This is a genomic window from Veillonella faecalis, assembly GCF_024677885.1.
GTDB lineage: Bacteria > Bacillota > Negativicutes > Veillonellales > Veillonellaceae > Veillonella > Veillonella nakazawae.
Genome location: NZ_JALBWL010000001.1, coordinates 62,097 through 84,711, shown reverse-complemented (window position 1 = coordinate 84,711; position 22,615 = coordinate 62,097). Strand labels below are relative to the sequence as shown.

The following is a 22,615-nucleotide window of genomic DNA, read 5'->3' as shown; positions in this document are numbered from 1 at the left end:
TTAATCTGCTATTTTAAACTGCTATTTTGAATTGGCTATACATATAACGCTATAATTGCCGCTTCTTTATCATCTAAACCTGTTTCAATAGCCTTCATTTTTGTGGTTATATCAGCTACAAATGCTTCGTCTTTAATACCTGATAAATTAATACGTACGTTTAGGAATGCCGCCTTTACTGCAGCACGAGCATTGATTGCAGCAATAATACCATCAGTAATAAGATTTTGATTACCTTTTTTAGATGCTAACTCTGCTAAATCAAAGATTTGATAGGCTAACTCGCCGATTTCAAAGGGAACCATTGCAGCATCTTTATAAGCTTGTTGAATAGCGGCAGTACGTTTAGCCTTTTCTTCATCTGTATTCTTTGGCAAACCTAAGGCATTCATAAAGATATTAAATACATCTGCATCAGCTTGAGATAATTCGAGCATGCGATTACGAATAGATTCCGCTTTAGCTTGAAGATCTTTCATGTCAGATTGAACATCTTCATATCCCTTTTTACCAAAGGTTAAATTCGCCACCATTTCAGCTAATGCTACACCAGTTGCAGCTGTTAAGGCCGCAATGGCTCCACCACCTGGAGTTGGTTCTTTAGATGCAGTAGCTGCTACAAAATCTACAACACGTTGTTCTACTAAATTCATAACAAGACCTCATGTAAAAGCGATAACAAGCTATCCTTGTTATCGCTTTGTCATTTCTATAAAAATATACAGGTAACACACTATATAAACTAGTGAAAGTAGACACTACCAATCGGCAGTAAAAAAATTGTCTACTACAAGGAATTTATATTAGAATAAACCTTTAATCGTACCATCTGCTTCGATATCCATATTAAGAGCGGCAGGACGTTTAGGAAGACCAGGCATAACCATTACATCACCGGTACGACATACGATAAAGCCTGCTCCATTAGCAACGCGAATATCGGATACGGTAATAGTAAATCCTTTCGGTGCCCCCAATAAAGCTGGATTATCAGATAAGGAGTATTGTGTTTTTGCCATACATACAGGCAAACGATCAAGACCCCAATCAGCTAATTGTTTAATTTGCTTTTTAGCTTTATCTGTAAAGATAACGCCATCGCCACCATAAATGGTTTTAACGATTTTATTTACCTTTTCTTCTAAGCTATCTTCTAAATCATATACGAATTTAGGTGTTGGTTTAGAACCTTCAAGCAATTCTACGACCTTTTTCGCCATATCAATGCCGCCTTCGCCGCCTTTTTCCCAACATTCATTGAGCTCTACAGGTACACCAAAGTCATCACAGAGACGAGTCAATTCAGCAATCTCTGCATCGGTATCGGTAGCAAATTTATTAATTGCTACCAATACAGGCACATTGAAGTAACGCATATTTTCGATGGCTTTTTGCAAATTGCTGAAACCTTTTGTAACAGCTTCAACATTTTCAGTGCTAAGTTCTTGTTTAGGCACACCACCATGCATTTTAAGAGCACGCAATGTAGCTACGATTACAATTGTATCAGGGAAAATATTACCGTAACGACATTTGATATCAAGGAACTTTTCAGCCCCTAAGTCAGCACCGAAACCAGCTTCAGTAACTACGATATCGCCTAATTTAAGACCAAGCTTTGTAGCTACGATGGAGTTACAACCATGAGCGATATTAGCAAATGGACCACCGTGAACGATAGCTGGTGTATGTTCTAATGTTTGTACTAAATTCGGCTTTATAGCATCTTTCATAAGAAGGGCCATCGCACCTTGGCAACCTAGCTGATGAACATAAACAGGCTCACCTGCTAAATTACAGCCGATAACGATACGACCAAAGCGTTCTTTCAAATCTTCTAAATCTTTAGCCAAGCAAAGAATAGCCATGATTTCAGAAGCAACAGTAATCATGAAGTGATCTTCTCGTGGGAAACCACACACTTTACCGCCAAGTGCTACGGTAACATTACGAAGGGCACGGTCATTCATATCTAAAACACGAGTCCAAGATAATTGACGCAAATCGATTTGCAATTCATTGCCTTGATGGATGTGATTGTCGATCATAGCGGACAATAAATTATTAGCTGCTGTAATAGCGTGCATATCACCTGTAAAATGAAGGTTAATATCATCCATTGGTACAACTTGAGCGTAACCACCCCCTGCTGCACCACCCTTAATGCCAAATACAGGACCTAAGGATGGCTCACGCAATGTGGCAATAGCATTTTTGCCAATTTTTTGTAACCCTTGTACAAGACCAATGCTCGTTGTAGACTTCCCTTCACCTGCTGGCGTCGGTGTAATAGCCGTAACTAATACCAATTTACCATCTGTCTTATCTTCTAAGCGACGAATAGCATCAAAAGAAATCTTCGCTTTATAATGACCATATTGTTCAATATCATCAGGGGTTAAACCGCATTTATCGGCAATGACCTGAATTTTTTCCATTTTATTCTGTTGGGCAATCTCAATATCGCTTAACATAAAGCCTCCTTGGCACCATGGCCATCTATCAACTATATAACAACTATTAACATATTATCTAATATTTACTATTTAATATTAATTGTCTACTGTAGATGTATATTTGTACAACTACAGTAATCTATTATATATGAAAGTATTACGTATGTCTAATATTAATCCTTAACAATTTTAGTAATATATCTAATAGATCTAAGATGCCTAAGACGTATAGAAAATCTAATACGTCAAATACGTATAATACATCTAAAACATCTAATAGCTAAATTATATTATCTAATACGTTTATCCCTACCTATTGCACATATGAGAAAGAGCCCTAATGCAATATACATTAGGGCTCTTTCTAAAAAACTTATATTATCTCATTAAAATGGGAATAAAATTGGTAACAATATAAGTGCTACTATACTAGATACAACGATGAGTGGCAAACCAGCTTTCACATAATCCATGAAGCTATAACCAGCAATGTTGTATACCATAGTATTCGCAGGCATACCAATTGGGGTAGCATACGCTAAGGAGCTAGCGATTACAATAGCTGCAAGCACTGCTTTTGGATCGAATCCCAATTGAGATGCTAAGCTAAGACCGATTGGTACCAATAATGCACAGGTAGCAGTATTAGACATAAAGTTCGTCATGAATACACCAAGCACAAAGATTACTACTAGAACAACAATTGGAGATGGACTAGCACCAAGGCTGTTTACGATAAGATCTGCAATTACAGAACCAGTACCTGTTTTAACCATTGCGTCCCCAAGGGCCATAGAGCCAGCGAAGAGCATGATTGTTTTCATATCTATAGATCTAACAGCTGCACTTTCACTAATAACATTAGTAGCAACTAATACAAGAGCACCTATCCAGGCACTCACATAAAGTTTTACACCTAATTGTTTTTCAAAGATCATAGCAACAACTGTCAAAATCAATACAATTGCAGCAGTCCATTTTTTCCAAGACGGTACATGGCTATAATCGTCATTGCCTTCAAAGGCACCATCTGGTTGATGACTTGGAGCATCTGGTAAGAAACGTTTACCAATTGTAGCATAGAAAATAGTACCAACAATTAGAATTGGCAAACCTACTAGACCATAATCAAAGAAACCAAAAGAGCCTAGGCCCGCTTGTTGTAAGCCCGCTTGCGCAATCATATTGCCAGGAGCGCCGATAAGTGAAATATTACCACCCATAGCTGCAGCAAACACAAGAGGCATCAACAATTTAGTTTGTTTAAAACCACTTTTTTTACAAATACCGATAATTACAGGAATCAGTACAGCCGCTGTACCAGTATTAGATAAGAAACCAGATAAAATACCTGTAATCATCATAACTGCAACGAGTAAAGATGTTTCAGTTTTAGCAAACTTATGAACTACATTACCTACGCCTACGGCTACGCCTGTTGCAAAGAAAGCTTCACCAATAACAAACATACCCATAAATAGTAAGACATTTGGATCTACAAAACCGGCGAATGCTTCTTTAGCAGATAAGACTCCACTTAAGTGCAAACCTACTGCTACAACCATAGCAGTAATAGATAATGGAATTTTCTCCCATGCAAACATGACGATGGCAAATACCAAGAAGCCAAGAGTTATCATTACACTCGTATCCATAAATACCTCCCAATACGTGTAATATACCTAAAAAAGGGTACAAAAAAGGAGGATTGTACAAAATCCGTATAATCCTCCTATTAAATTGAAGATCACAATTCGATTATTTAATGAAGCTTACGTGTTTATAAATCTCTTCTAACACTTCATCTTTCTTCGCATTGTATTCTACTTTTTTATTTTCAAAGTAGTTATTCCCTTCCGCATCGATGGATACGATGAGCGGACCAAATTCTTTAACCTTAAAAGTCCATAAAGTTTCACACATACCTAATTCTCTCCAATTAGCAGATTCTACTTTTTCGACTTCTGTAGCAGCAAGTACGGCATTACCTGCAGGGAACACACAGTGTAGTGCACCAAAGTCTTTGCAGGCACGTGCTGTTTCAGGACCCATTCCACCTTTACCTACAATGAGACGTACACCTGTCTTTTTAACAAATTCATATTCAAATTTTTCCATACGCATAGATGTAGTAGGTCCTACAGATACAACTTCAAATTCATTATCGCTTATTGTACGAATAATTGGTCCTGCATGAAGTATAGCCCCATCTTTAACATCAACCGGTAACGTTTTACCTTCTTCTACCACACGACGATGCCCCATATCACGACAGGTTGTAATATGCCCAGTCAAATAAATCACATCGCCTGGCTTAATGCCTGCTAAATCAGATTGTTGAATAGGTGTAGTTAATATTTTCTTAGCCATTATAATGTCACTCCTTTATGAGATTTAACTGTGCAATTACCATCCTTGTCAAATACGAGATTGCCGCGACGATGATTCCAACAACCTACACTAACAGCACAAGAAATAACAGATGGATGACGTGTTCCATGTTCAATGTTCACACCTAAAACAGTTTTATCCCCACCCATACCTTGAGGTCCAATACCAATCTTATTAATTCCATCTTCTAACAATTGTTCCATATAAGCCGCTTTTTCATTAGGTGCTTTTGAAGATACAGGGCGCATTAATGCTTTTTTAGATAATCCAGCAGCGGTATCAATAGTTGTAGCAATCCCTACACCTACCAATAGTGGAGGACACGCATTCAAACCATAGCTTGTCATCAAATCAAGAACAAACTTAGCAACACCTTCATAGCCTTCACCAGGCATCAATGTTTTACCTGACCCTGGCAAGGAACACCCGCCACCAGCCATATAAGGGAAGATTTCTACATCATCACGGCCAGGAATGATATCCCAGTGAATATAAGGTGCAGTGAGGCCAATATTTTTACCAGTATTAAACTCATCAAAAGTTTCTACACAGTTCAATCGTAATGGAGCCTCTTGTGTAGCCTTATAAGTTGCTTCTCTTAGAATATCTTCTAATTCTCCTAGTAAGGGATAATTAGATCCAACCTTTACCCAAAATTGTAATACACCAGTATCTTGACAAGAAGGACGATTAAGCTGAGCTGCTAAATCCATATTATGTTGCATTGTTTCATAAATAGATTTAGCCATAGGATTTTTTTCATCCTGTGCCAATTCATGAATTTTTTCTTGTACATCATCAGGCAATACCTTTGCCATATAAGAAATGAAATTAGCTATCTTATTTGTCATTTCTTGTACTTGTTGTTCCTTCGTACTCATCGCAAACCTCCAAAAAGACTTCATTATTTAAGACGTGATTATTTCTGTTTCGGAACCTTAGCTCCTTTCGATGATTCTATTCTACTCTTTTTTCAGTATATAACTATCCAATTTACAAGTTCATTTTAAATAATTAAATATCGTCAAAACTATATAAAATGCCTATAATCTAAAATTTTTAGCATTATAAAATATACAATTTCACCCATAATAAAACTAAAAAGAGCATTACTTATCTAAAAGTAATGCTCTTTAACCATATATCTACAGAGGATTATCATATATACAAAATCACCTATACCTAATGATTGTATATTTTTCAAATTATGTACATAGTGGAATGCAATTTATGCCATATCATCACCATATTGAAGCTGAAAAATTAAGATGATAGTTTTTTAACAACAATCTCCAGTTGTTCCTTAACATTCTGTAATTTTTGATTAGCACTCTCTAATTCAAGACTATATAGAGAATCCGCTTTATAGGGGCCACAAGCTTCTAAGATCTTCATAATATCTTTTTCTTGAGTAGAAATAATTTCCTTCCAATCATGTAACTTTGTCTTTCGTCCCATCTCTTTTGCTTGCTTTCTATATTCAGATGGAGTTGTATGGAACCGCTTCTTAAATGCCACATTGAATGCCTTAATATCTGCAAATCCACAACTGCTAGCAATATGTGCAACCCCATCATTAGAATTAACAAGACGGACTGTAGCCTCTCGCAATCTCAAGCGCAATACATACTCAAGAAAAGAAACACCTAACTGGCGTTTAAAGAATTGAGATGTGTAGTTCACATTATAGCCGCCTATCTTTGCAATATCTTCTAGCTCAATCTTCTGTTGATAGTTTTCATCGATATAAGCAATCATCTTATCAAAGGTGGCTACGGTCATATCCGCAGGTTTTGTATGTACAGGGATAGACTTAACCGTATCAATTTCACGATATATAGCACTAGTCAAAGCTAAATAATGATGTTCCAGCCATAATTGATAATCAGGACTTTTACCATTCACCATTAACAACATCATTTGTGCTGCATGATGCCGTAATAACGTAAAGAAAGGATTATTCCGATTACTTGCATCTGAACGCAGTACAAATTGATACATTCCAAAGTTAGGCTCAAAGTGTTGGAAAAACTCCTTACTTATATGAATAACAAGAGCCGTTGTATCCTCCTCTAAAGCCAACGTAGCATGTCCTACTTGAGGAGACATAATGATGCTATCAAGAGGTTCCATTGTAAAGACCTCACTGTTACAACTCATGTCTATTCGTCCCTTTAACAAAACTAAGATTTCTACCCCTCTATGCCAGTTGTAATGATAGGTACTAACCTTATATATATCACTATTGAAATCTATATGGTTATGTTTATAGGTATAGTGAAAGTAATCCATAGTTGCAAAACTCTCCCTGAAAAATCAAAAATGCATTCCTTATTAATCAAAGGGATGCATTTATTATGATATATATATTAAACAACGGTCAACCGTAATTTTATATTTATATATCATCAAAATCATAGATTTAACGTTTCTACATGTTAATTACATAACCGCTGTAATCGCTGCTGCCAAACCGAAGAAGATACCTGGTGCATTAGCTAACGCTACTGGAATATCTCTGTGTTCTTTGAACAAACCATAAGCTACCCATAATGTACAGTTAATGGCAGCTACGAGTGGTTGAATCCAATCACCAGTACCAGGATTCGCTAGGTTATGCATGATTTGTGGGAAGTAAGATACATACATAGCTACAGCAGTAACAGTTGCAACTTTACCTACGTTTTCCATAAATTTTACTTGATTCATATATCCTCCAAAATTATAACTTACTAATTTTTTACTCCTGATGAAGTATATTCTACTCAGTTTGGAGAATATAACTATCCAAATTAAAAGGTAGTTTTTCTAGTAAAACTTACATAAAACGATGATTTTCTTTTGATTTATTATATTTTTATTTCCCGACAATCTATAAATCCTCCCCCATAAAAGATATCAAAAAAGCACTACTTATCAATAGTAGTGCTTTTTAGGTAAGTATTTGATGATTTTTTATATAGAAAATCACCCAATTCTAACATTTATATATGTATCAAAAAATATTTGCTAATATTTTGCTAACAATACCTAGGTTATGAAGATATACATTCTATCGAACTATATGGAATTAATTATAAGTTCTTTACAACATCAGCTAATTTTTCTTTCAAATGTTCTAACTTCTTACTCATGAATTCTAACTCATCCTTCGCTCGTGAGTCATCTTCATAGGACAAGAATGAATGAAGTAGATTTATAACATCTTGATTTTCTACAGAAATAATTTCCTTCCAATCTTGCAATGTCGTTTTACGCCCAATATTCTTTACTTGTTTGCGATACTCTGTTGGTGTTATGCGGAAATGCTTTTTAAAAGCCACATTAAAAGCTTTAACATCGGCAAAGCCACAATCACTCGCAATTCGTGCTACAGCCTCATCGGTGTTAATTAAACAAAGAGTAGCCTCTCGAAGTCTCAAACGCAAAACATATTCAACAAAAGAAATGCCCATTTGCTTTTTAAAGAACTGAGATGTATAGGCAACATTATACCCCCCAATTTTCGCAATATCTTCTAGCTCTATTTTCTGCTCATAATGCTCATCAATATAGGCAATCATTTTATCGAACGTTGCTGGTTTCATATCACCAGGTCTAGCATTTTCATGAATCTTTTTAATAGGATCAAACTCTCTAAATACATCCCCAGCCAACGCTAAATAATGATGCTCTATCCACATTCGATGTACCGGACTTTCACCTTTAGTCATCAATAACATCGTCATAGCTGCATGATGCCGTAAGGTTGTAAAGAATTGACTGTGACGATTACTATTATCTGAACGCAATACAAATTGATAGGCGCCAAAATCTGGATCATACTGTTGGTAAAATTCATTTCCTACATGAAGAACAAAGACAATGACATCCTCCTCCAGAGCTAATGTAGCATGTCCCACTTGAGGAGAGATAATGACCACATCAAGTGGTTCCATCGTAAATGTCTCACCATTACAACTCATTTCCATTTGGCCTTTTAATAGAATAAGAATCTCCGTCTCACCATGCCAGTTATAATGATATGTGCCAACTCTATATATGTTACTGCTAAACTCTATGTAATTATGTTTATATGAATAGTCGAAATAATCCATAGATATTCAATCACTCCATATGCCAAAATGCACCCCTTATAATCCAAGGGATGCATTCATTATGATATATTTATTTAACTACGGTCAACAGCATCTTGAAGTTTTCTCGGGCATCGAGGCTATGAGGCACTTCAGAAGGCATAATTAATGTTTCACCAGCTTTCACATTGTGTTCCACATCACCGACGACGATGTGTGCCTCACCATCAAGAATTTGCACAATCGCATCGCCTACAGTTACATGCGTTGAGATTTCTTCGCCCTTTGGTAACGCAAATAAGGTAATACTGAGGCGTTCATTTTGGGCAATCGTAATACTAATCACTTGCCCTTCTTTATACTCTAAACGATCGCCTAGATGTAAAATTTCGTTGACTGGGATATTTTTTGTGAAAGTTTTACTCATAGAAATCACTCCTTATATAACTACATAATGGTAAAAGTAATTAAAAAGTAGATTGAAATAAATTTTGTCAAAACTCAATTGATGTAACTAAAAGGATTATCCTTTTGTTACAATTATTATAAATTAATTGAGATTTAATTTCAGTTCCTACAGCAACAAAATTGAAGTAATTTTATATACTTATATAAATAAATAGACGAGGCCTTCAAAGAGACCTCGTCGTGTTATTTATATCTATTAATCTTACAAATATTTAATATGCTAAATTTTAAATGCTACATATATAAAACTTGTAAGTCCATATATTTTAAACCGCAGGTAGTAATCCTAATAGATACACATCAAAGATATCGCCAGGCCGCACTTCGTGTACACCACGCGGAATACATGCCAATGCATTAACTGTATATAAACCTAGCATACTACTACTGTTAAAGTGACGATTTGCCACAAAACGTGGTGCCCCACCGCCAAAGATTACTTTGCCTTGTACATACCGATCAAAGGCATTACGCTTAAAGATTTCTGAATCCATTACGCAGGCTACTACCGGTGTGGTCCAGTTTTTTAGGCCTTTATATCGTTTCAATGTTGGCGCTACGATTAGATGCCATCCATTGAATGCAGCCCCTGGATTACCAGATAGACCAAAGATGATTTGACCTTTCGGCGTCACTGCACCATAGGATGCAGCACCTGGACGCATTTGAATGCGCTCATAAATGGATTTAGCGCCTAGTTTTTCATAAATAAGAGGCATTGTATCAAACAGCCCTACTGATACACCGCCAGAGCTAATGATGATATCGGCATCTTCACTGAGCTGTAACACATGGTTAATTTCAGAGTCTAATTCCTCTGGAGCATCACTGACATGATAGTGCGTAATCTTATGAAAGCCTAAATCCTCCAAGAGTCCACAAATCATAGCTCTATTAGAGTTATAAATTTTACCAGCTATTAAGCTTTCACCAGGTTCAATTACCTCATGGCCAGAGGTAAGGACTAGCACGCGAGGCATTGCATTGACAGCAATCTCAGTCAACCCCAGACCAGTCAAAACAGTTTGTACCGTAGAGGTTACCTCTGTTCCACAAGGAATCACAATAGTGCCAGCACTACATTCCTCACCTTGAGGGATGATATGATCGCCACATTTGTATTTACCTTGAATTGTGATTGTTGTACCTGGTTCTCCGGAGCCAACTACCTGTTCTTGCATGATAACAGTATCACATGTATCCGGTATAGGTGCGCCCGTCATAATACGTACTGCATGACCTAGTGCAACAGGTTGTTCCCATACAACGCCGGCGCCTATAACACCGTCAACAATATACTCATTACAATCCGCGGAAAAGGCAATGGTATACCCATCCATCGCTGATTTTGAAAAGGCCGGTACATCTGTGGGTGCAACGATATCCTCTGCCAACACATATCCCTTAGCAGACTTAACATCAATCATTTCTACTTTATAAACTTGCGTATCTAAGGCCTTCTCCCATAATTGAAGGGCCTCCTCAACAGTAACGACGGCCATGTAAACACCTCATCATTTCCTGTATGTGACGTACTAATCCAGGTACGTCTTGGTCTAACTTGCTAATTTCGATTATAGCTACTCGATCAATAGAATCTGAGATAAGCTCTTCTGTATGTCCTTCTTGCGTAACCTCTATAATAGGGGCAATGCCTTGGGACCTTGTTTCTAGTATAACTATATCCACAGGCATAAACTGTGATATTTCATACAGATTTGATTGTTCTTTAGTGCGTATACGAATCGCTGTTTCATTAGGACCTGCAATAGCCACCGCATCAGCACCAGCTTTATAAGAAAGGTCTGTATCGGTTCCTTCATGATCTATTTGAAAGCCGTGTTTATCACTCTTTACAACGCCTACAGAAAATCCAGCTCGTTGTAACTCCGCTACAAGACGGGTTACTACCGTAGTCTTACCTGTTTTACGTTTTGATGCTACTACACTTATAACTGGAACTCGACGAAACTCATTTTCTGCTAATGCACGAGCCCATTGATAGTCATCATAATGATTTACATTACTTAGCTCCCAATCATAATCACTGGCATCAATAGATTCAACATGACCAATCGTATCAAGGGCATGCTGCAACGATACGTCTTTACCGGCTAGAATAGATGGAAGTAATGATACAATATGAGGTCTATAAATTCCCGCCATAGGTTCTGGCTTACCTCTAGAACCAGTAGGAACTATGACATTCCAATTATTATGATTCACTTGATATAACCAATCATAATATAAATCCATAGGCATAAATGGCATATCTACAGCCATCACCGCATAGGCAGGACTCATTCCAACAGCTAGAGCACTATAAAGTCCCCCTAGAGGACCACATCGCTCAATAGAATCCCGAACAATAGAAACTTTTTTCTTCTCATCGTTCGATAACGTATCAATGATATGAGTCTGAATGGCATGTCCTAACTGATCATCATCACCAATGGAGATGATGATATCATCCACATCCGCTTCTAATCCCTTACGAAGTGCATGAGATATGAGGCTTTCACCATTAACCCAAGGCAATAATGCCTTAGGTTGCCCCATTCGAGAACTCAAACCACCAGCCAAAATAATTAAACCTAATTTATCCACGACGTCCTAAACCTCGTTTAACACCTTGGTAGATGAATAGTAAAACAACAATATTTAAAATCCCATCTGGCACCATATAAGAGGCATTATAAATCATGGAGTAAATCCATGGATTTTGACCTTGAGGTGCATAGCTAGCGAACACAACGGCACCGCTCACAACAGTGGCGATCCAGCGCAATGCAATACCAACAATAGAACCTGTAATGAGTCCAGAAATAGAATCTTTGAAGTAACCACATACACCTATGGCACCATAAGCAACTAGATAATCCAATATAATACTTAAATAGTGTACAGATGATTTAAAGCCTAAAATAAAATGTAAAATACCATATACGACGCCAGCAAAAATTCCCCGTGCACCACCCCAACGATAGGCATAAATCATGAGCGGCACCAAAGCTGCAGCCTTAATAGAGCCTCCTTGAGGCATATGAAAAATCGTAATAAAGGATAATACTTGAGCAATTGCAATCGCCACACCTGCTTCTGCAAGCATGCGAGTTTTGGACTGATCCATGTCAATCAACCTCCTTTTACCATATATATTAATGTATATAACTTGCATAATCTACTTGTATTGTACTACAGTTCGTTTCTGAGTCCAAACAAAATATTCGGAACGTATTGAAAATTTTACGCGTCTCTTGTATAATGGTACAGGTTCAATTTGTAATACTCGAAGGAGATATAGAAAATATGATTAATACAACGAACATCTTTGATTATGAAGACGTGCAATTAATTCCTAATAAATGTATCGTAACTAGCCGTAGCGAATGTGATACACATGTAAAATTAGGTAATCGCACATTCCGCTTGCCAGTAGTTCCTGCAAATATGCAAACTATTATCGACGAAGAATTGGCAGAAAAATTAGCTCGTGAAGGTTATTTCTATATCATGCATCGTTTCCAACCAGAACGTCGTATGGACTTTGTAAAGCGCATGCACGACCTTAATTTATATTCTTCTATTTCCATTGGTGTAAAACCAGAAGAATTTGCTTTAGTTGATGAATTCAAAAAAGCAAACTTAACACCTGAATACATTACAATCGATATTGCACATGGTCACTCCAACGCTGTAATCGATATGATTCAATACATCAAAAAGAACTTGCCTGGAACTTTCGTTATCGCTGGTAACGTAGGTACACCAGAAGCAGTTCGTGAACTTGAAAATGCTGGTGCAGATGCAACTAAAGTTGGTATCGGTCCTGGTAAAGTTTGTATCACTAAATTAAAAACTGGCTTTGGTACTGGTGGTTGGCAATTGGCTGCTGTTCGCTGGTGCGCAAAAGCAGCTACTAAACCTATCATTGCTGACGGCGGTATCCGCGATCATGGCGACATCGCTAAATCTATCCGCTTTGGTGCGACTATGGTTATGATTGGTTCCCTATTCGCTGGTCATGAAGAATCTCCAGGGGAAGAAAAAATCGTTGACGGCAAAGCAGTAAAAGAATACTTTGGTTCTGCTTCTGAGTTCCAAAAAGGTGAACGCAAAAACGTGGAAGGCAAAAAAATCTTCATCGATTCCAAAGGTTCTATCTTTGATACATTAGTTGAAATGGAACAAGATTTACAATCCGCTATTTCTTACGCTGGTGGTACTACTCTACAAGCAATTCGCAAAGTAGACTATGTACTTGTTAAAAACTCCATCTTCAACGGTGACCGTTAATACAATATTACATGTAAAAGCCACAGGATTTATCCTGTGGCTTTTTTGTATGTAATCAATGTGATCTACAACATATTCGTAATAATATTGCCATATTTCATAAAAATAGCCCCAAAGACATATCGTCTTTGGGGCTATTATTTAAGCTTCAGCTTCTTTTGATTTTTCCATTAACATATAAGCGTATTTACCAGTACCTGCACTTACTACAAGTAATGCAGTCAATACGATAAATGCTACTGTAAGACTTGTGCCATGAGCAATAAAACCAATCAATGCTGGTCCCATCAAAATCCCCATATAACCAAGCATGGTGGATGTTGCCACAGCTTGTGTCATAGGAATTACATTTTGTTCCCCCATGGCAGAGAATAAGTTTGGTACTACCATAGCTAAGGAGATACCAAGTAATAAATACGTATACATAGAGCCATAACCTGGTAAGAATACGATAAGCCCCATTGCAATAGCGCCTAATAAATACCCACCAACAACAACTTGTTTAGAGGTTAAATGTTTACCAATTGTATTCCCCAACAAACGGCCAATACACATAGTACCATTAAAGAGCATAACGCCCATAACGGCCTCTTCAATAACGATACCTTTATCTTCGAACAAGTATAATGCACTCCAATCCCCTACGGCACCTTCAACTAAGTAAGATACAAATGACAATAGGCCAAAGATAATAGCAATAGGATGGAAAGATAATGGGCTTTTAGATTTTTTAGTAACCTTTGCATTTGGATCACTACCAAAGGTCAACATAAATTGGCTAACCACAACCATGGCAATAAATAATACGATGAGAAGGCCCCAAATACTTTCATTAACAGGTAAGGATAATATTTTTAAGAACACTAGCAAAACACCAGCACCGGCAAAACCGCCTAAACTCCATCCACCGTGATAGGCACCCATTAAGTGTTTCTTACTCACCTTTTCTGTCAAGATAGCTTGTAAATTGGCAGACGCACCACTTAAGCCGACGCCAATACCAAAGAAGAATAAAGCAGCTGTGGTCGTAGCAATTGTAGAGCACATGGTAACAACCGCAAGAGATAACATCCCAATAAAGCTAGCTAATAAAACGACTTTCTTGCATCCAAAGTTCTCTACTAGCTTACCAGCTATGGCCATGGACAAACAAGAGCCTACACCGAGCACTAAAATCATAGAGCCCAATACATCTTCACCGATACTAAGCTTTGCTTTTAAATATGGTACAAAGCCAGCCCATAAAGCTGTATACATACCTGGAATAAAGAATCCCCCAAAGGCACCACGAATATTTGCTGTTGAAATAGAAACTTGATTGCTCATTACATCCTTTCTGGCTTCTAGAACCGTCCGGCGAAGAAAGGCCCTTTTTTATCCGCAAAGCGCTAAAACTTGCATTCTTGCAGGAAACCATTTTAATTACATATGATTTATTATTGGAATATAATAACTCTCTTTATGATACATGTAAAGAGGGTTTTCTAATTTTAAACTAAACTTAAAAAGCGATATATAGTATATCTGGTTAAATATAACTAATTAGTCTTTTAGATGACAGTTAGTAAAGGAGACATATCCCCACACAGCTTGTAAGTAATGCTAAAAGAACAGGTACAGCAGTTCGTTTAAGTAAGTCTACTGATTTAATATGGGCCACGCCTGCTACACCGACCATTACGGGGCTGATTGGGCTAAGGAATAAGCCTAGGCTTGCACCGTTTTGCATACCAAGCATAGTAGTAATCGGATCAAGGCCTAGATGAGCTACGATATTAGGTACTAGTGGAACCAAAGTAAATAATGGCGCTACATTGCTACCTGTCACCATGCTAAGGCCTAACATACCACCTCCTAGCACAGAGGTAAGTCCTATGGAGTTAAGAGATAATGTCTGAAGTGCCCCAAGTAAGGATTCAATAAGACCTAAACTCACTAAACCTTGGGCGAAGATTTGTCCCCCTATAATAAGTGTCACTGCATAAGAAAACTGATTCCCCATGCCTTCAAAGAAAATAGTTGTACTTTTAAGAACTGTACGCAGATTACGATGACGAATTAGTTCAGCTAATAGAGCTATACCAAAGGCAAGCATCATAGCCAAGGTTACATTCATCTTCACCCCAGGTAAACCATATTGACTAAAGCCCAAAATAAAACACAATGGCAATAATGGGAATATCATATACGGCTTAGGCCCTATTGGCGCCTCTGGAATACTTTCACAAGCATCTATAGCCTTAGGTTCCTCCACCCGGTCACGATATTTCTGCCAGAAAAAGTGTGCTATAGCCGTCACAACGGCGACTAAGAAATAAAGACGCAACTGATAGCCTACAAAATAGTTTGGCACAGGCATATTTAAGGTCTTTGCAATGAGTAAGGTAGATACCGCACCAGGTCCTACGTCCATAAGATGTCCCGTAGCAATAACCGCTGCAGCCCCCACTGGGCTCACCCCAAGGCGAAGCAATACAGGATACATAGTAACCATCATAAGGAGTGCAAGACTCAACGGATTAGGTACACAAATAGACAGTCCCATATTAAGAAGAAACATTAGGGCCAATACAATATATGGGCGATTTAGACGATATAAAGGACGTATAAATGTATGTGCCAATCTCGTCCCTGCCCCAATATGCTCCATATATTTTGCATAACCAGCACAGGTCATAATCATGAGGCCTAAATTTACTATATTCTCGGACGTAGCAATTCGCACAATATCCATGGCATCAAATACCAAGACACCTGTAGATTGAGACTCAACGAGTATAGCATCAATCCAATTTGCTTCATAAGCAATAAACATCATGAGAATCCCCATACCAATTAAAACTGGCTGTGGTTGATAGCGCTTCATTAACAATATACCTGTAATAGCAATAATGGTGATACATATAACTATATTCATAAATAAGCACCTCTCAACTAGAGAATATATATTAGACCTATATAAGATGTATACTACACTTGTATTAAACCCATGTTATACCTATATTATAGCTATATCATGCACAAAAGATAAATAAAGATACAATGAAAAAGCACCATTACCCTTAAGATAACAGTGCTTTTATTCCTTCTTATACTTTTATTTATGCTCTTTCAACCATGCAATGGCATATTCAGCATATACGGCAGATGCGGCAGATAGTACAGTATCATCCATATTGAATCTATTATTATGATGATCGTAGGTAGCCTCTAATTCAGGATTTTGAATACCAATAAAGGCAAAGCATCCTGGTTTATCTTGTAAATACCATGCAAAATCTTCCCCTGGCATTACTTTACGCATTTTAGAAAGCTTGTCTATACCTAATGTATCAATAACGACACGTTCCGCCAATTCACTGGATGCAGGATCATTAATAGTAGGCGGTACTTTTTTTACATATTCTAATGTAGCAGTTGCTCCATAAGCCTCAGCAGTATGTTCTACTACGCGTCGTATGGATTCAACATAGTACTCTTCTTGGTCTGGGTCAAAGAATCGAATGGTCCCCCCCATTTTAGCTTCACCAGGGATAACATTCCATTCAGATCCAGAGTGAATATTACCAATAGTGAGTACAAGAGAATCTAAGGCACTCACATTACGAGATACTACGGTTTGCAAGTTCATAACGATAGCACTAGCTACTACAATGGCATCAATCGCTTGATGTGGCTGTGCACCATGGCCTTGTTTACCTTTTACATTAATAGTAATCTGGCTACTTGCAGCCATACGAGGACCTTCTTCTACAGATATGAGTCCTGCTGGCAAATCAATCCACACGTGGCCGCCAAAGATGGCATCCACCTTATCGTACCAGTCTCCAAATTTGATGAAATCTGGTGCACCCGCTCCTGTCTCTTCAGCAGGTTGAAAGGCTAAATATACGTCGCCTTCGATGCGATCTTTCATAGACATTAACATCTTTGCAGCACCTAACAAAATAGCCATATGACCATCGTGACCACAGGCGTGCATTTTGCCTTCAGTTTCTGATTTATAGTCTACTGTATTATGTTCGTGAACAGGCAATGCATCAATATCAGCGCGCAAAGCAATGGCTTTACCAGGTTTATCACCATGGATGATACCAATTAAGCCGATGCCACGCTCTGTATCTACATGAACCTCTACGCCCATAGATTCTAATTCTTTAGCCAGTGTCTTAGTTGTTTCAAACTCTTCATTGCTCAACTCTGGATGTTTATGAAAATATCTACGCCACTCTTGAACGTAGCCTTTATATTGTTCGATTAAATCGCGACTATGCATGGTATCGCCTCCTTATAAAATCCCATAATCAAGGGGAATAACAGGGTAAAAGTAAAAGAAAACGACAGGCATCGCCATGTCGTTTTCTTTATGTCTTATCGGTTGCGTAATACTGCTTGTACCGCCAAGGATACAACAGCTGTTGCAACTGCCACAGCAGCCGTAATTTTTGCTGTTGTGAAAAGTTCTTCTTTTGTAGGTTTTGCTTTTGTAGCAATATCTAATGTTTTTGCTACAGCAGGAACCAACACTTCGTTACGTAAGGATTCTGTATTCATATTTACTCCTCCAATATAGACTGTTTCTTCTAGGGTAACACGAATGAGAACTAAAGTCTATATATTCATCGATTTATCTCAATAATTATACGGTTACGCAACTATTTTAAATAATCATTATGAAAGTTATCCGAAATATTATTTTGCAGCTAACTCTGCAATAGCTTCAGCTACAATAGTAATCGCCTTTTCCAATTGGTCTTGAGGAATATTAAGAGCTGGTAAAAGACGTACTTTATTTTTTGCAGACAAGCATACAACGCCCTTTTCAAGACATTTCGGAATGACTGCTTTTGGATCTACTGTAGTTTCAATACCAAGCATAAGGCCCATACCGCTCACACCTAGAATACCAGGTTTGCCTGCTAAAGTAGCTTTTACATAGTCCCCTTTTGCTTTTACAGAATCTAAGAATTCTGGCGTTAAACGATTAATGATAGTATTGCCTGCTGCCGCACAGATTGGATTGCCACCAAAGGTTGTAGCATGTGCACCAGCATTTAACACATATTGCATCTTTTCATTGAATAATGTAGCCCCCATAGGAAGACCACCTGCTAAACCTTTTGCAGTAGATACTACATCTGGCTCGATACCAAATTGTTGATATGCGTATAGGCTACCAGTACGGCCATTGCCAGTTTGTACTTCATCGATTAACACGAGTTGATCCTGTTCATGAGCATATTTTGTAACGGCTTGTACAAACTCTTTATCTAGTGGCATAACGCCACCTTCACCTTGAATAGGTTCCATCATGATGGCACAAACTGCTGGATTATCAAGAGCTTTTAAAGCCGCATCAATATCATTAGCAGGTGTATGAATAAAGCCTTCTGTAAATGGGAAGAAATGTTGATGGAATACATCTTGGCCTGTAGCAGACAAGGTAGTAATAGTACGACCATGGAAGCTATTAATCAAGGTGACGATGACATGACGACCTTCACCGTATTTGTCATGGCTATATTTACGAGCTGCTTTGATAGCACATTCATTAGACTCTGCACCAGAGTTAGAGAAGAATACCTTCTTCATACCTGTTTTAGCGCACAGTTGTTTTGCCAATTCAATTTGTGGCAAAGAATAGTATAAATTTGAAATGTGGTTCAACGCATGAGATTGTTTTGTCACGGCCTCTGTCCATTCATCGTCATCGACACCAAAGGCTGTTACGCCGATACCAGATCCAAGATCAATGTATTCTTTACCATTTACATCCCATAAAATGGACCCTTTCCCCTTTTCAAAACATACGTTAAACCGGCCATACGTATTGGCTATATATTCTTTATCTTGTTGTTCAAAATCGATTGTATTACTCATTACATCCTCCAAACATACGGTCGTGCCGTCGTCTATCTATATGAAAGGTAACGATAGTAATAAACAATTACCATCATTATACCTACTATATTACTTTACAAACATAGTGCCAAGACCTTCATCAGTCAATAGCTCAATAAGAATAGCATGTGGAATCTCACCATTGATGATAAATACCTTTTGAGCTCCTGATTTGATGGCCTCTAAGCAGCAATCCACTTTTGGGATCATACCACCAGCGATAATCCCCTCTGCTTTTAATTGATCCGCCTCTGCCATAGTGATTTTAGAGATTAGAGAATTAGGATCATGTACATCACGTAGCACACCATCAATGTTAGTCATGGCCACCATTGTTTCCGCCTTAAGGGCACCGGCAATTTTTGCGGCTACCGTATCAGCATTGATATTATATGTCTTGCCATCAGCCCCCATACCAATGGAAGAAATGACAGGAATGTATCCTCTACTGATAACATCATCGATAATACTTGTATCAATCGTATCGATAGAGCCTACATAACCAAGCTCATCATTTTGTTTATGAACTTGAATCATATTACCATCCACACCACAGAGACCAACAGCCTTACCACCAAGGTCTGTTAAATCTGCTACAAGTCCTTTATTAACCTTACCGGCTAATACCATTTGTACTACATCCATTGTCGCTTCATCAGTGACACGCAAGCCATTTGCAAAACGGGATTCAATTTTCATGGCATCTAGTGTGCTATTAATAGCTGGTCCGCCACCATGAACGAGCACAACTTTTACCCCTACCAATTGAAGTAGCATTAAATCCTTCATAACGGATTTCTTTAATTCTTCATCAATCATAGCATTGCCGCCATATTTAACGACAACATATTGATCTGTATATTGTTTAATATATGGAACGGCCGCAGTTAAGATATGCGCCCGCATTGCATTTGTTACATCCTTCATAGTTCCCTCTCTAACCTAGTGCTAGGCCTGTATCCTCAGGCAAACCTAAAGCAATATTCATACATTGAACAGCAGCACCAGAGGCACCTTTGCCTAAATTATCGAAAATAGCATGAACCATAATGCGTTCATCGTTGCCAGTCACATAGATTTTCATGCTATCTGTGTTGCTCAATTGATTTGCATTTAACATGCCTGTATTACTGTTTTCAGTAAATGGTACGACAGTAATAATCGGGCTACCTTTATAAAAGTTTTCCAATGCCTGTTGCACTTTATCAATGCTTATTGGCTTTTGACATAAACGACTGTGAATACCTACAGTTACTTCCATGCCAGAATAATAATCGTCAACGATAGGAATAAAAATAGGTGTTTCACTAAGTCCACACACATGCTGCACCTCAGGCAAGTGCTTATGTTGTTGACTAAGACCATATTGACGCGGTGCATAGAGGAAATAATCCTTTGGTTCACTTTCATATTGGCCAATCATCTTTTTACCACCACCGCTATAGCCTGTTAAGGATGTGATAGTGAAAGGATAATCTGTTGGCACAAGACCAGCTTTTACAAGAGGTGCAATACAAGCAATCATTCCACTCGCATGACAACCAGGGTTAGCAATATGTTTTTCAGTAGCGATGGCTGTTTTATAATCCGCATCGAGCTCTGGGAAACCATAGGACCAATCAGCAGCCGTTCTAAAGGCAGTCGATGTATCAATTACCTTACATGGTAATTCACCGATAGCAGCCATAATTTCCTTAGATGCCGCATCAGGCAAGCAGAGAAATACAATGTCAGCCTCTTTAGCTACCTCTTTAATGGCCTCCACATTTTTACGATCCTCATCAGCTGTAGCTAATAATTCTATATCTTTTCTATCGGATAACCGTTCATGAATTCTTAAACCTGTTGTGCCTTCATGACCGACAATAAATACTTTATAAGGTGCCATAATAAACCTCATTTCTCACCTATTGGTGACTCACACCTATCTATACAGCTCTCAGTTATTACTTTCAGCGATTATAAATAGGAAACAAACTATACGATTCATCACCTTCTAGGGAGATGAAATTATTTCAAAGGATAGTCACTAAATGTAGCAACCATAACGGCCTTAATCGTATGGAGACGATTTTCTGCTTCTTGGAATGCTAAGGAGTTTGGACCTTCAAATACCTCTTCCGTTACCTCAATACCATTCATGCCGAACCGTTCAAAGATATCTTTACCTACTTGAGTTTCCGTATTGTGGAATGCTGGCAAGCAGTGACAGAATTTTGTATTTGGATTACCAGTTAATGCCATCATTTCTGCATTAACTTGGAATGGTTTAAACGTATTGATACGTTCTTCCCACATATCGTATGTATCCCCCATAGTTACCCATACACCTGTATAGATTACATCTAAGCCTTTAACACCTTCAGCTACGTTATCTGTACATGTGATGGTAGCACCTGTTTCTTTTGCAACTTTCAAACATTCTTCATAGAATGGACCTGCAGGCCAATATTGTTTAGGACCGATAAGTCTGAAGTCCATACCCATTTTAGCGGCGCCACTCATTAAGGCATTACACATATTAGATTGACCATGACCCACATAAGCATAGGAGATTTCATTCAATGGTTTGTCGATATTTTCTTGAAGTGTCAAAAAGTTTGCTAATGTTTGTGTTGGGTGGTCCATATCAGTAAGGCCATTCCAAACAGGTACGCCAGAATAATCAGCGAGTGTATCTACATCGGCTTGATCAAAACCTCTAAACTCGATGGCATCATACATAGATCCTAGAACACGAGCTGTATCTTTTAAGGATTCTTTTTTATTCATTTGGGAACCTGTAGGGCCAAGATATGTGGTATGAGCACCTTGGTCCGCAGCACCTACTTCAAAGGCACAACGTGTCCGTGTAGAGTCTTTTTCAAAAATTAATGCAAAGTTTTTACCTACTAATGTTTTGATTTCTTTGCCAGCTTTTTTATCGGCTTTTAACTTTGCAGCCAAGTCCAAGAAGTATTTAATTTCTTCTGGTGTGTATTGAAGCATTGTTTTAAATGATGTATGTTGTAAACTCTTCATGATAAC

The 22,615-nt window shown here is 38.0% G+C and carries 21 protein-coding genes; 1 reads left to right on the top strand and 20 read right to left on the bottom strand.

Annotation, left to right across the window (positions count from 1 at the left end):
• Nucleotides 1–35: 35 nt before the first annotated feature.
• The 12 genes from MOQ65_RS00400 to thiT all read right to left on the bottom strand — a co-directional run bounded on the left by MOQ65_RS00400 (nucleotide 36) and on the right by thiT (nucleotide 12,521).
• Entirely contained in the window at nucleotides 36–653 is a 618-nt protein-coding gene (locus tag MOQ65_RS00400) for a cyclodeaminase/cyclohydrolase family protein (RefSeq protein WP_257846334.1), read from the bottom strand.
• A gap of 150 nt (nucleotides 654–803) precedes the next feature.
• The gene (locus MOQ65_RS00395) at nucleotides 804–2,474 is read right to left on the bottom strand and encodes a formate--tetrahydrofolate ligase (protein WP_257846333.1); all 1,671 of its coding nucleotides are present in this window, start codon (nucleotides 2,472–2,474) and stop codon (nucleotides 804–806) included.
• Between the two features lie 368 nt (nucleotides 2,475–2,842).
• Nucleotides 2,843–4,111 carry an SLC13 family permease gene (locus tag MOQ65_RS00390; protein ID WP_155086774.1) on the bottom strand — a complete coding sequence of 423 codons (1,269 nt, stop codon included), beginning with the start codon at nucleotides 4,109–4,111 and terminating at the stop codon, nucleotides 2,843–2,845.
• Between the two features lie 103 nt (nucleotides 4,112–4,214).
• A complete protein-coding gene (gene ttdB / locus MOQ65_RS00385) occupies nucleotides 4,215–4,826 on the bottom strand; it encodes a L(+)-tartrate dehydratase subunit beta (protein ID WP_060924030.1) in 612 nt (203 codons plus the stop codon).
• Nucleotides 4,826–5,728, bottom strand: a complete 903-nt coding sequence (gene ttdA / locus MOQ65_RS00380) for a L(+)-tartrate dehydratase subunit alpha (protein ID WP_060924031.1) — start codon at nucleotides 5,726–5,728, stop codon at nucleotides 4,826–4,828. The genes ttdB and ttdA overlap by 1 nt, the downstream gene beginning before the upstream one ends.
• A gap of 382 nt (nucleotides 5,729–6,110) precedes the next feature.
• The gene (locus MOQ65_RS00375; RefSeq protein ID WP_257846332.1) at nucleotides 6,111–7,139 is read right to left on the bottom strand and encodes an AraC family transcriptional regulator; all 1,029 of its coding nucleotides are present in this window, start codon (nucleotides 7,137–7,139) and stop codon (nucleotides 6,111–6,113) included.
• 150 nt (nucleotides 7,140–7,289) lie between these two features.
• Nucleotides 7,290–7,556: a SemiSWEET family transporter gene (locus tag MOQ65_RS00370; protein ID WP_257846331.1), complete on the bottom strand. Its 267-nt coding sequence runs from the start codon at nucleotides 7,554–7,556 to the stop codon at nucleotides 7,290–7,292.
• A 365-nt stretch (nucleotides 7,557–7,921) separates the two neighbouring features.
• Nucleotides 7,922–8,944, bottom strand: coding sequence for a helix-turn-helix transcriptional regulator (locus MOQ65_RS00365; protein WP_257846330.1), 1,023 nt, complete (start codon nucleotides 8,942–8,944; stop codon nucleotides 7,922–7,924).
• Between the two features lie 70 nt (nucleotides 8,945–9,014).
• A complete protein-coding gene (locus tag MOQ65_RS00360) occupies nucleotides 9,015–9,350 on the bottom strand; it encodes a cupin domain-containing protein (RefSeq protein WP_105086291.1) in 336 nt (111 codons plus the stop codon).
• Between the two features lie 307 nt (nucleotides 9,351–9,657).
• Nucleotides 9,658–10,893: a molybdopterin molybdotransferase MoeA gene (locus MOQ65_RS00355; protein ID WP_257846329.1), complete on the bottom strand. Its 1,236-nt coding sequence runs from the start codon at nucleotides 10,891–10,893 to the stop codon at nucleotides 9,658–9,660.
• Nucleotides 10,874–11,998 (bottom strand): molybdopterin-guanine dinucleotide biosynthesis protein B, encoded by a 1,125-nt coding sequence (gene mobB / locus MOQ65_RS00350; RefSeq protein WP_257846328.1) that lies wholly within the window; start codon nucleotides 11,996–11,998, stop codon nucleotides 10,874–10,876. Before mobB ends, MOQ65_RS00355 begins: the two co-directional genes overlap by 20 nt.
• Nucleotides 11,991–12,521 carry an energy-coupled thiamine transporter ThiT gene (thiT, locus tag MOQ65_RS00345; protein ID WP_024066595.1) on the bottom strand — a complete coding sequence of 177 codons (531 nt, stop codon included), beginning with the start codon at nucleotides 12,519–12,521 and terminating at the stop codon, nucleotides 11,991–11,993. Before thiT ends, mobB begins: the two co-directional genes overlap by 8 nt.
• A 179-nt stretch (nucleotides 12,522–12,700) precedes the next feature.
• Between thiT and MOQ65_RS00340 the strand changes: the two genes are divergently transcribed.
• Nucleotides 12,701–13,687, top strand: a complete 987-nt coding sequence (locus MOQ65_RS00340; RefSeq protein ID WP_039969037.1) for a GMP reductase — start codon at nucleotides 12,701–12,703, stop codon at nucleotides 13,685–13,687.
• Nucleotides 13,688–13,828: 141 nt separating this feature from the next.
• On the opposite strand, the gene MOQ65_RS00335 is transcribed toward MOQ65_RS00340, so the two are convergent.
• From MOQ65_RS00335 to argF, 8 genes are all read right to left on the bottom strand, one after another.
• On the bottom strand, nucleotides 13,829–15,013 hold the full coding sequence (locus tag MOQ65_RS00335; RefSeq protein WP_195186559.1) for an MFS transporter: 1,185 nt from the start codon (nucleotides 15,011–15,013) through the stop codon (nucleotides 13,829–13,831).
• A gap of 235 nt (nucleotides 15,014–15,248) precedes the next feature.
• The gene (gene dcuC / locus MOQ65_RS00330; RefSeq protein WP_257846327.1) at nucleotides 15,249–16,604 is read right to left on the bottom strand and encodes a C4-dicarboxylate transporter DcuC; all 1,356 of its coding nucleotides are present in this window, start codon (nucleotides 16,602–16,604) and stop codon (nucleotides 15,249–15,251) included.
• 180 nt (nucleotides 16,605–16,784) lie between these two features.
• A complete protein-coding gene (locus tag MOQ65_RS00325; RefSeq protein WP_257846326.1) occupies nucleotides 16,785–17,963 on the bottom strand; it encodes a M20 metallopeptidase family protein in 1,179 nt (392 codons plus the stop codon).
• Nucleotides 17,964–18,058: 95 nt separating this feature from the next.
• Nucleotides 18,059–18,241: a hypothetical protein gene (locus MOQ65_RS00320; RefSeq protein ID WP_005385822.1), complete on the bottom strand. Its 183-nt coding sequence runs from the start codon at nucleotides 18,239–18,241 to the stop codon at nucleotides 18,059–18,061.
• Nucleotides 18,242–18,379: 138 nt separating this feature from the next.
• On the bottom strand, nucleotides 18,380–19,567 hold the full coding sequence (locus tag MOQ65_RS00315; protein ID WP_257846325.1) for an aspartate aminotransferase family protein: 1,188 nt from the start codon (nucleotides 19,565–19,567) through the stop codon (nucleotides 18,380–18,382).
• A gap of 90 nt (nucleotides 19,568–19,657) precedes the next feature.
• Nucleotides 19,658–20,515, bottom strand: a complete 858-nt coding sequence (gene argB / locus MOQ65_RS00310; protein WP_257846324.1) for an acetylglutamate kinase — start codon at nucleotides 20,513–20,515, stop codon at nucleotides 19,658–19,660.
• 10 nt (nucleotides 20,516–20,525) lie between these two features.
• Complete coding sequence (argC, locus tag MOQ65_RS00305) at nucleotides 20,526–21,476, bottom strand: N-acetyl-gamma-glutamyl-phosphate reductase (protein WP_257846323.1); 951 nt, start codon at nucleotides 21,474–21,476, stop codon at nucleotides 20,526–20,528.
• A 122-nt stretch (nucleotides 21,477–21,598) separates the two neighbouring features.
• A complete protein-coding gene (gene argF / locus MOQ65_RS00300) occupies nucleotides 21,599–22,609 on the bottom strand; it encodes an ornithine carbamoyltransferase (protein WP_155086785.1) in 1,011 nt (336 codons plus the stop codon).
• Nucleotides 22,610–22,615: the final 6 nt, after the last annotated feature.

Coding starts and splice junctions, on each gene's coding strand:
- MOQ65_RS00400 (WP_257846334.1), bottom strand. CDS start 653: ATGAATTTAGTAGAACAACGTGTTGTAGATTTTGTAGCAGCTACTGCA.
- MOQ65_RS00395 (WP_257846333.1), bottom strand. CDS start 2,474: ATGTTAAGCGATATTGAGATTGCCCAACAGAATAAAATGGAAAAAATT.
- MOQ65_RS00390 (WP_155086774.1), bottom strand. CDS start 4,111: ATGGATACGAGTGTAATGATAACTCTTGGCTTCTTGGTATTTGCCATC.
- ttdB (WP_060924030.1), bottom strand. CDS start 4,826: ATGGCTAAGAAAATATTAACTACACCTATTCAACAATCTGATTTAGCA.
- ttdA (WP_060924031.1), bottom strand. CDS start 5,728: ATGAGTACGAAGGAACAACAAGTACAAGAAATGACAAATAAGATAGCT.
- MOQ65_RS00375 (WP_257846332.1), bottom strand. CDS start 7,139: ATGGATTACTTTCACTATACCTATAAACATAACCATATAGATTTCAAT.
- MOQ65_RS00370 (WP_257846331.1), bottom strand. CDS start 7,556: ATGAATCAAGTAAAATTTATGGAAAACGTAGGTAAAGTTGCAACTGTT.
- MOQ65_RS00365 (WP_257846330.1), bottom strand. CDS start 8,944: ATGGATTATTTCGACTATTCATATAAACATAATTACATAGAGTTTAGC.
- MOQ65_RS00360 (WP_105086291.1), bottom strand. CDS start 9,350: ATGAGTAAAACTTTCACAAAAAATATCCCAGTCAACGAAATTTTACAT.
- MOQ65_RS00355 (WP_257846329.1), bottom strand. CDS start 10,893: ATGGCCGTCGTTACTGTTGAGGAGGCCCTTCAATTATGGGAGAAGGCC.
- thiT (WP_024066595.1), bottom strand. CDS start 12,521: ATGGATCAGTCCAAAACTCGCATGCTTGCAGAAGCAGGTGTGGCGATT.
- MOQ65_RS00340 (WP_039969037.1), top strand. CDS start 12,701: ATGATTAATACAACGAACATCTTTGATTATGAAGACGTGCAATTAATT.
- MOQ65_RS00335 (WP_195186559.1), bottom strand. CDS start 15,013: ATGAGCAATCAAGTTTCTATTTCAACAGCAAATATTCGTGGTGCCTTT.
- dcuC (WP_257846327.1), bottom strand. CDS start 16,604: ATGAATATAGTTATATGTATCACCATTATTGCTATTACAGGTATATTG.
- MOQ65_RS00325 (WP_257846326.1), bottom strand. CDS start 17,963: ATGCATAGTCGCGATTTAATCGAACAATATAAAGGCTACGTTCAAGAG.
- MOQ65_RS00320 (WP_005385822.1), bottom strand. CDS start 18,241: ATGAATACAGAATCCTTACGTAACGAAGTGTTGGTTCCTGCTGTAGCA.
- MOQ65_RS00315 (WP_257846325.1), bottom strand. CDS start 19,567: ATGAGTAATACAATCGATTTTGAACAACAAGATAAAGAATATATAGCC.
- argB (WP_257846324.1), bottom strand. CDS start 20,515: ATGAAGGATGTAACAAATGCAATGCGGGCGCATATCTTAACTGCGGCC.
- argC (WP_257846323.1), bottom strand. CDS start 21,476: ATGGCACCTTATAAAGTATTTATTGTCGGTCATGAAGGCACAACAGGT.
- argF (WP_155086785.1), bottom strand. CDS start 22,609: ATGAAGAGTTTACAACATACATCATTTAAAACAATGCTTCAATACACA.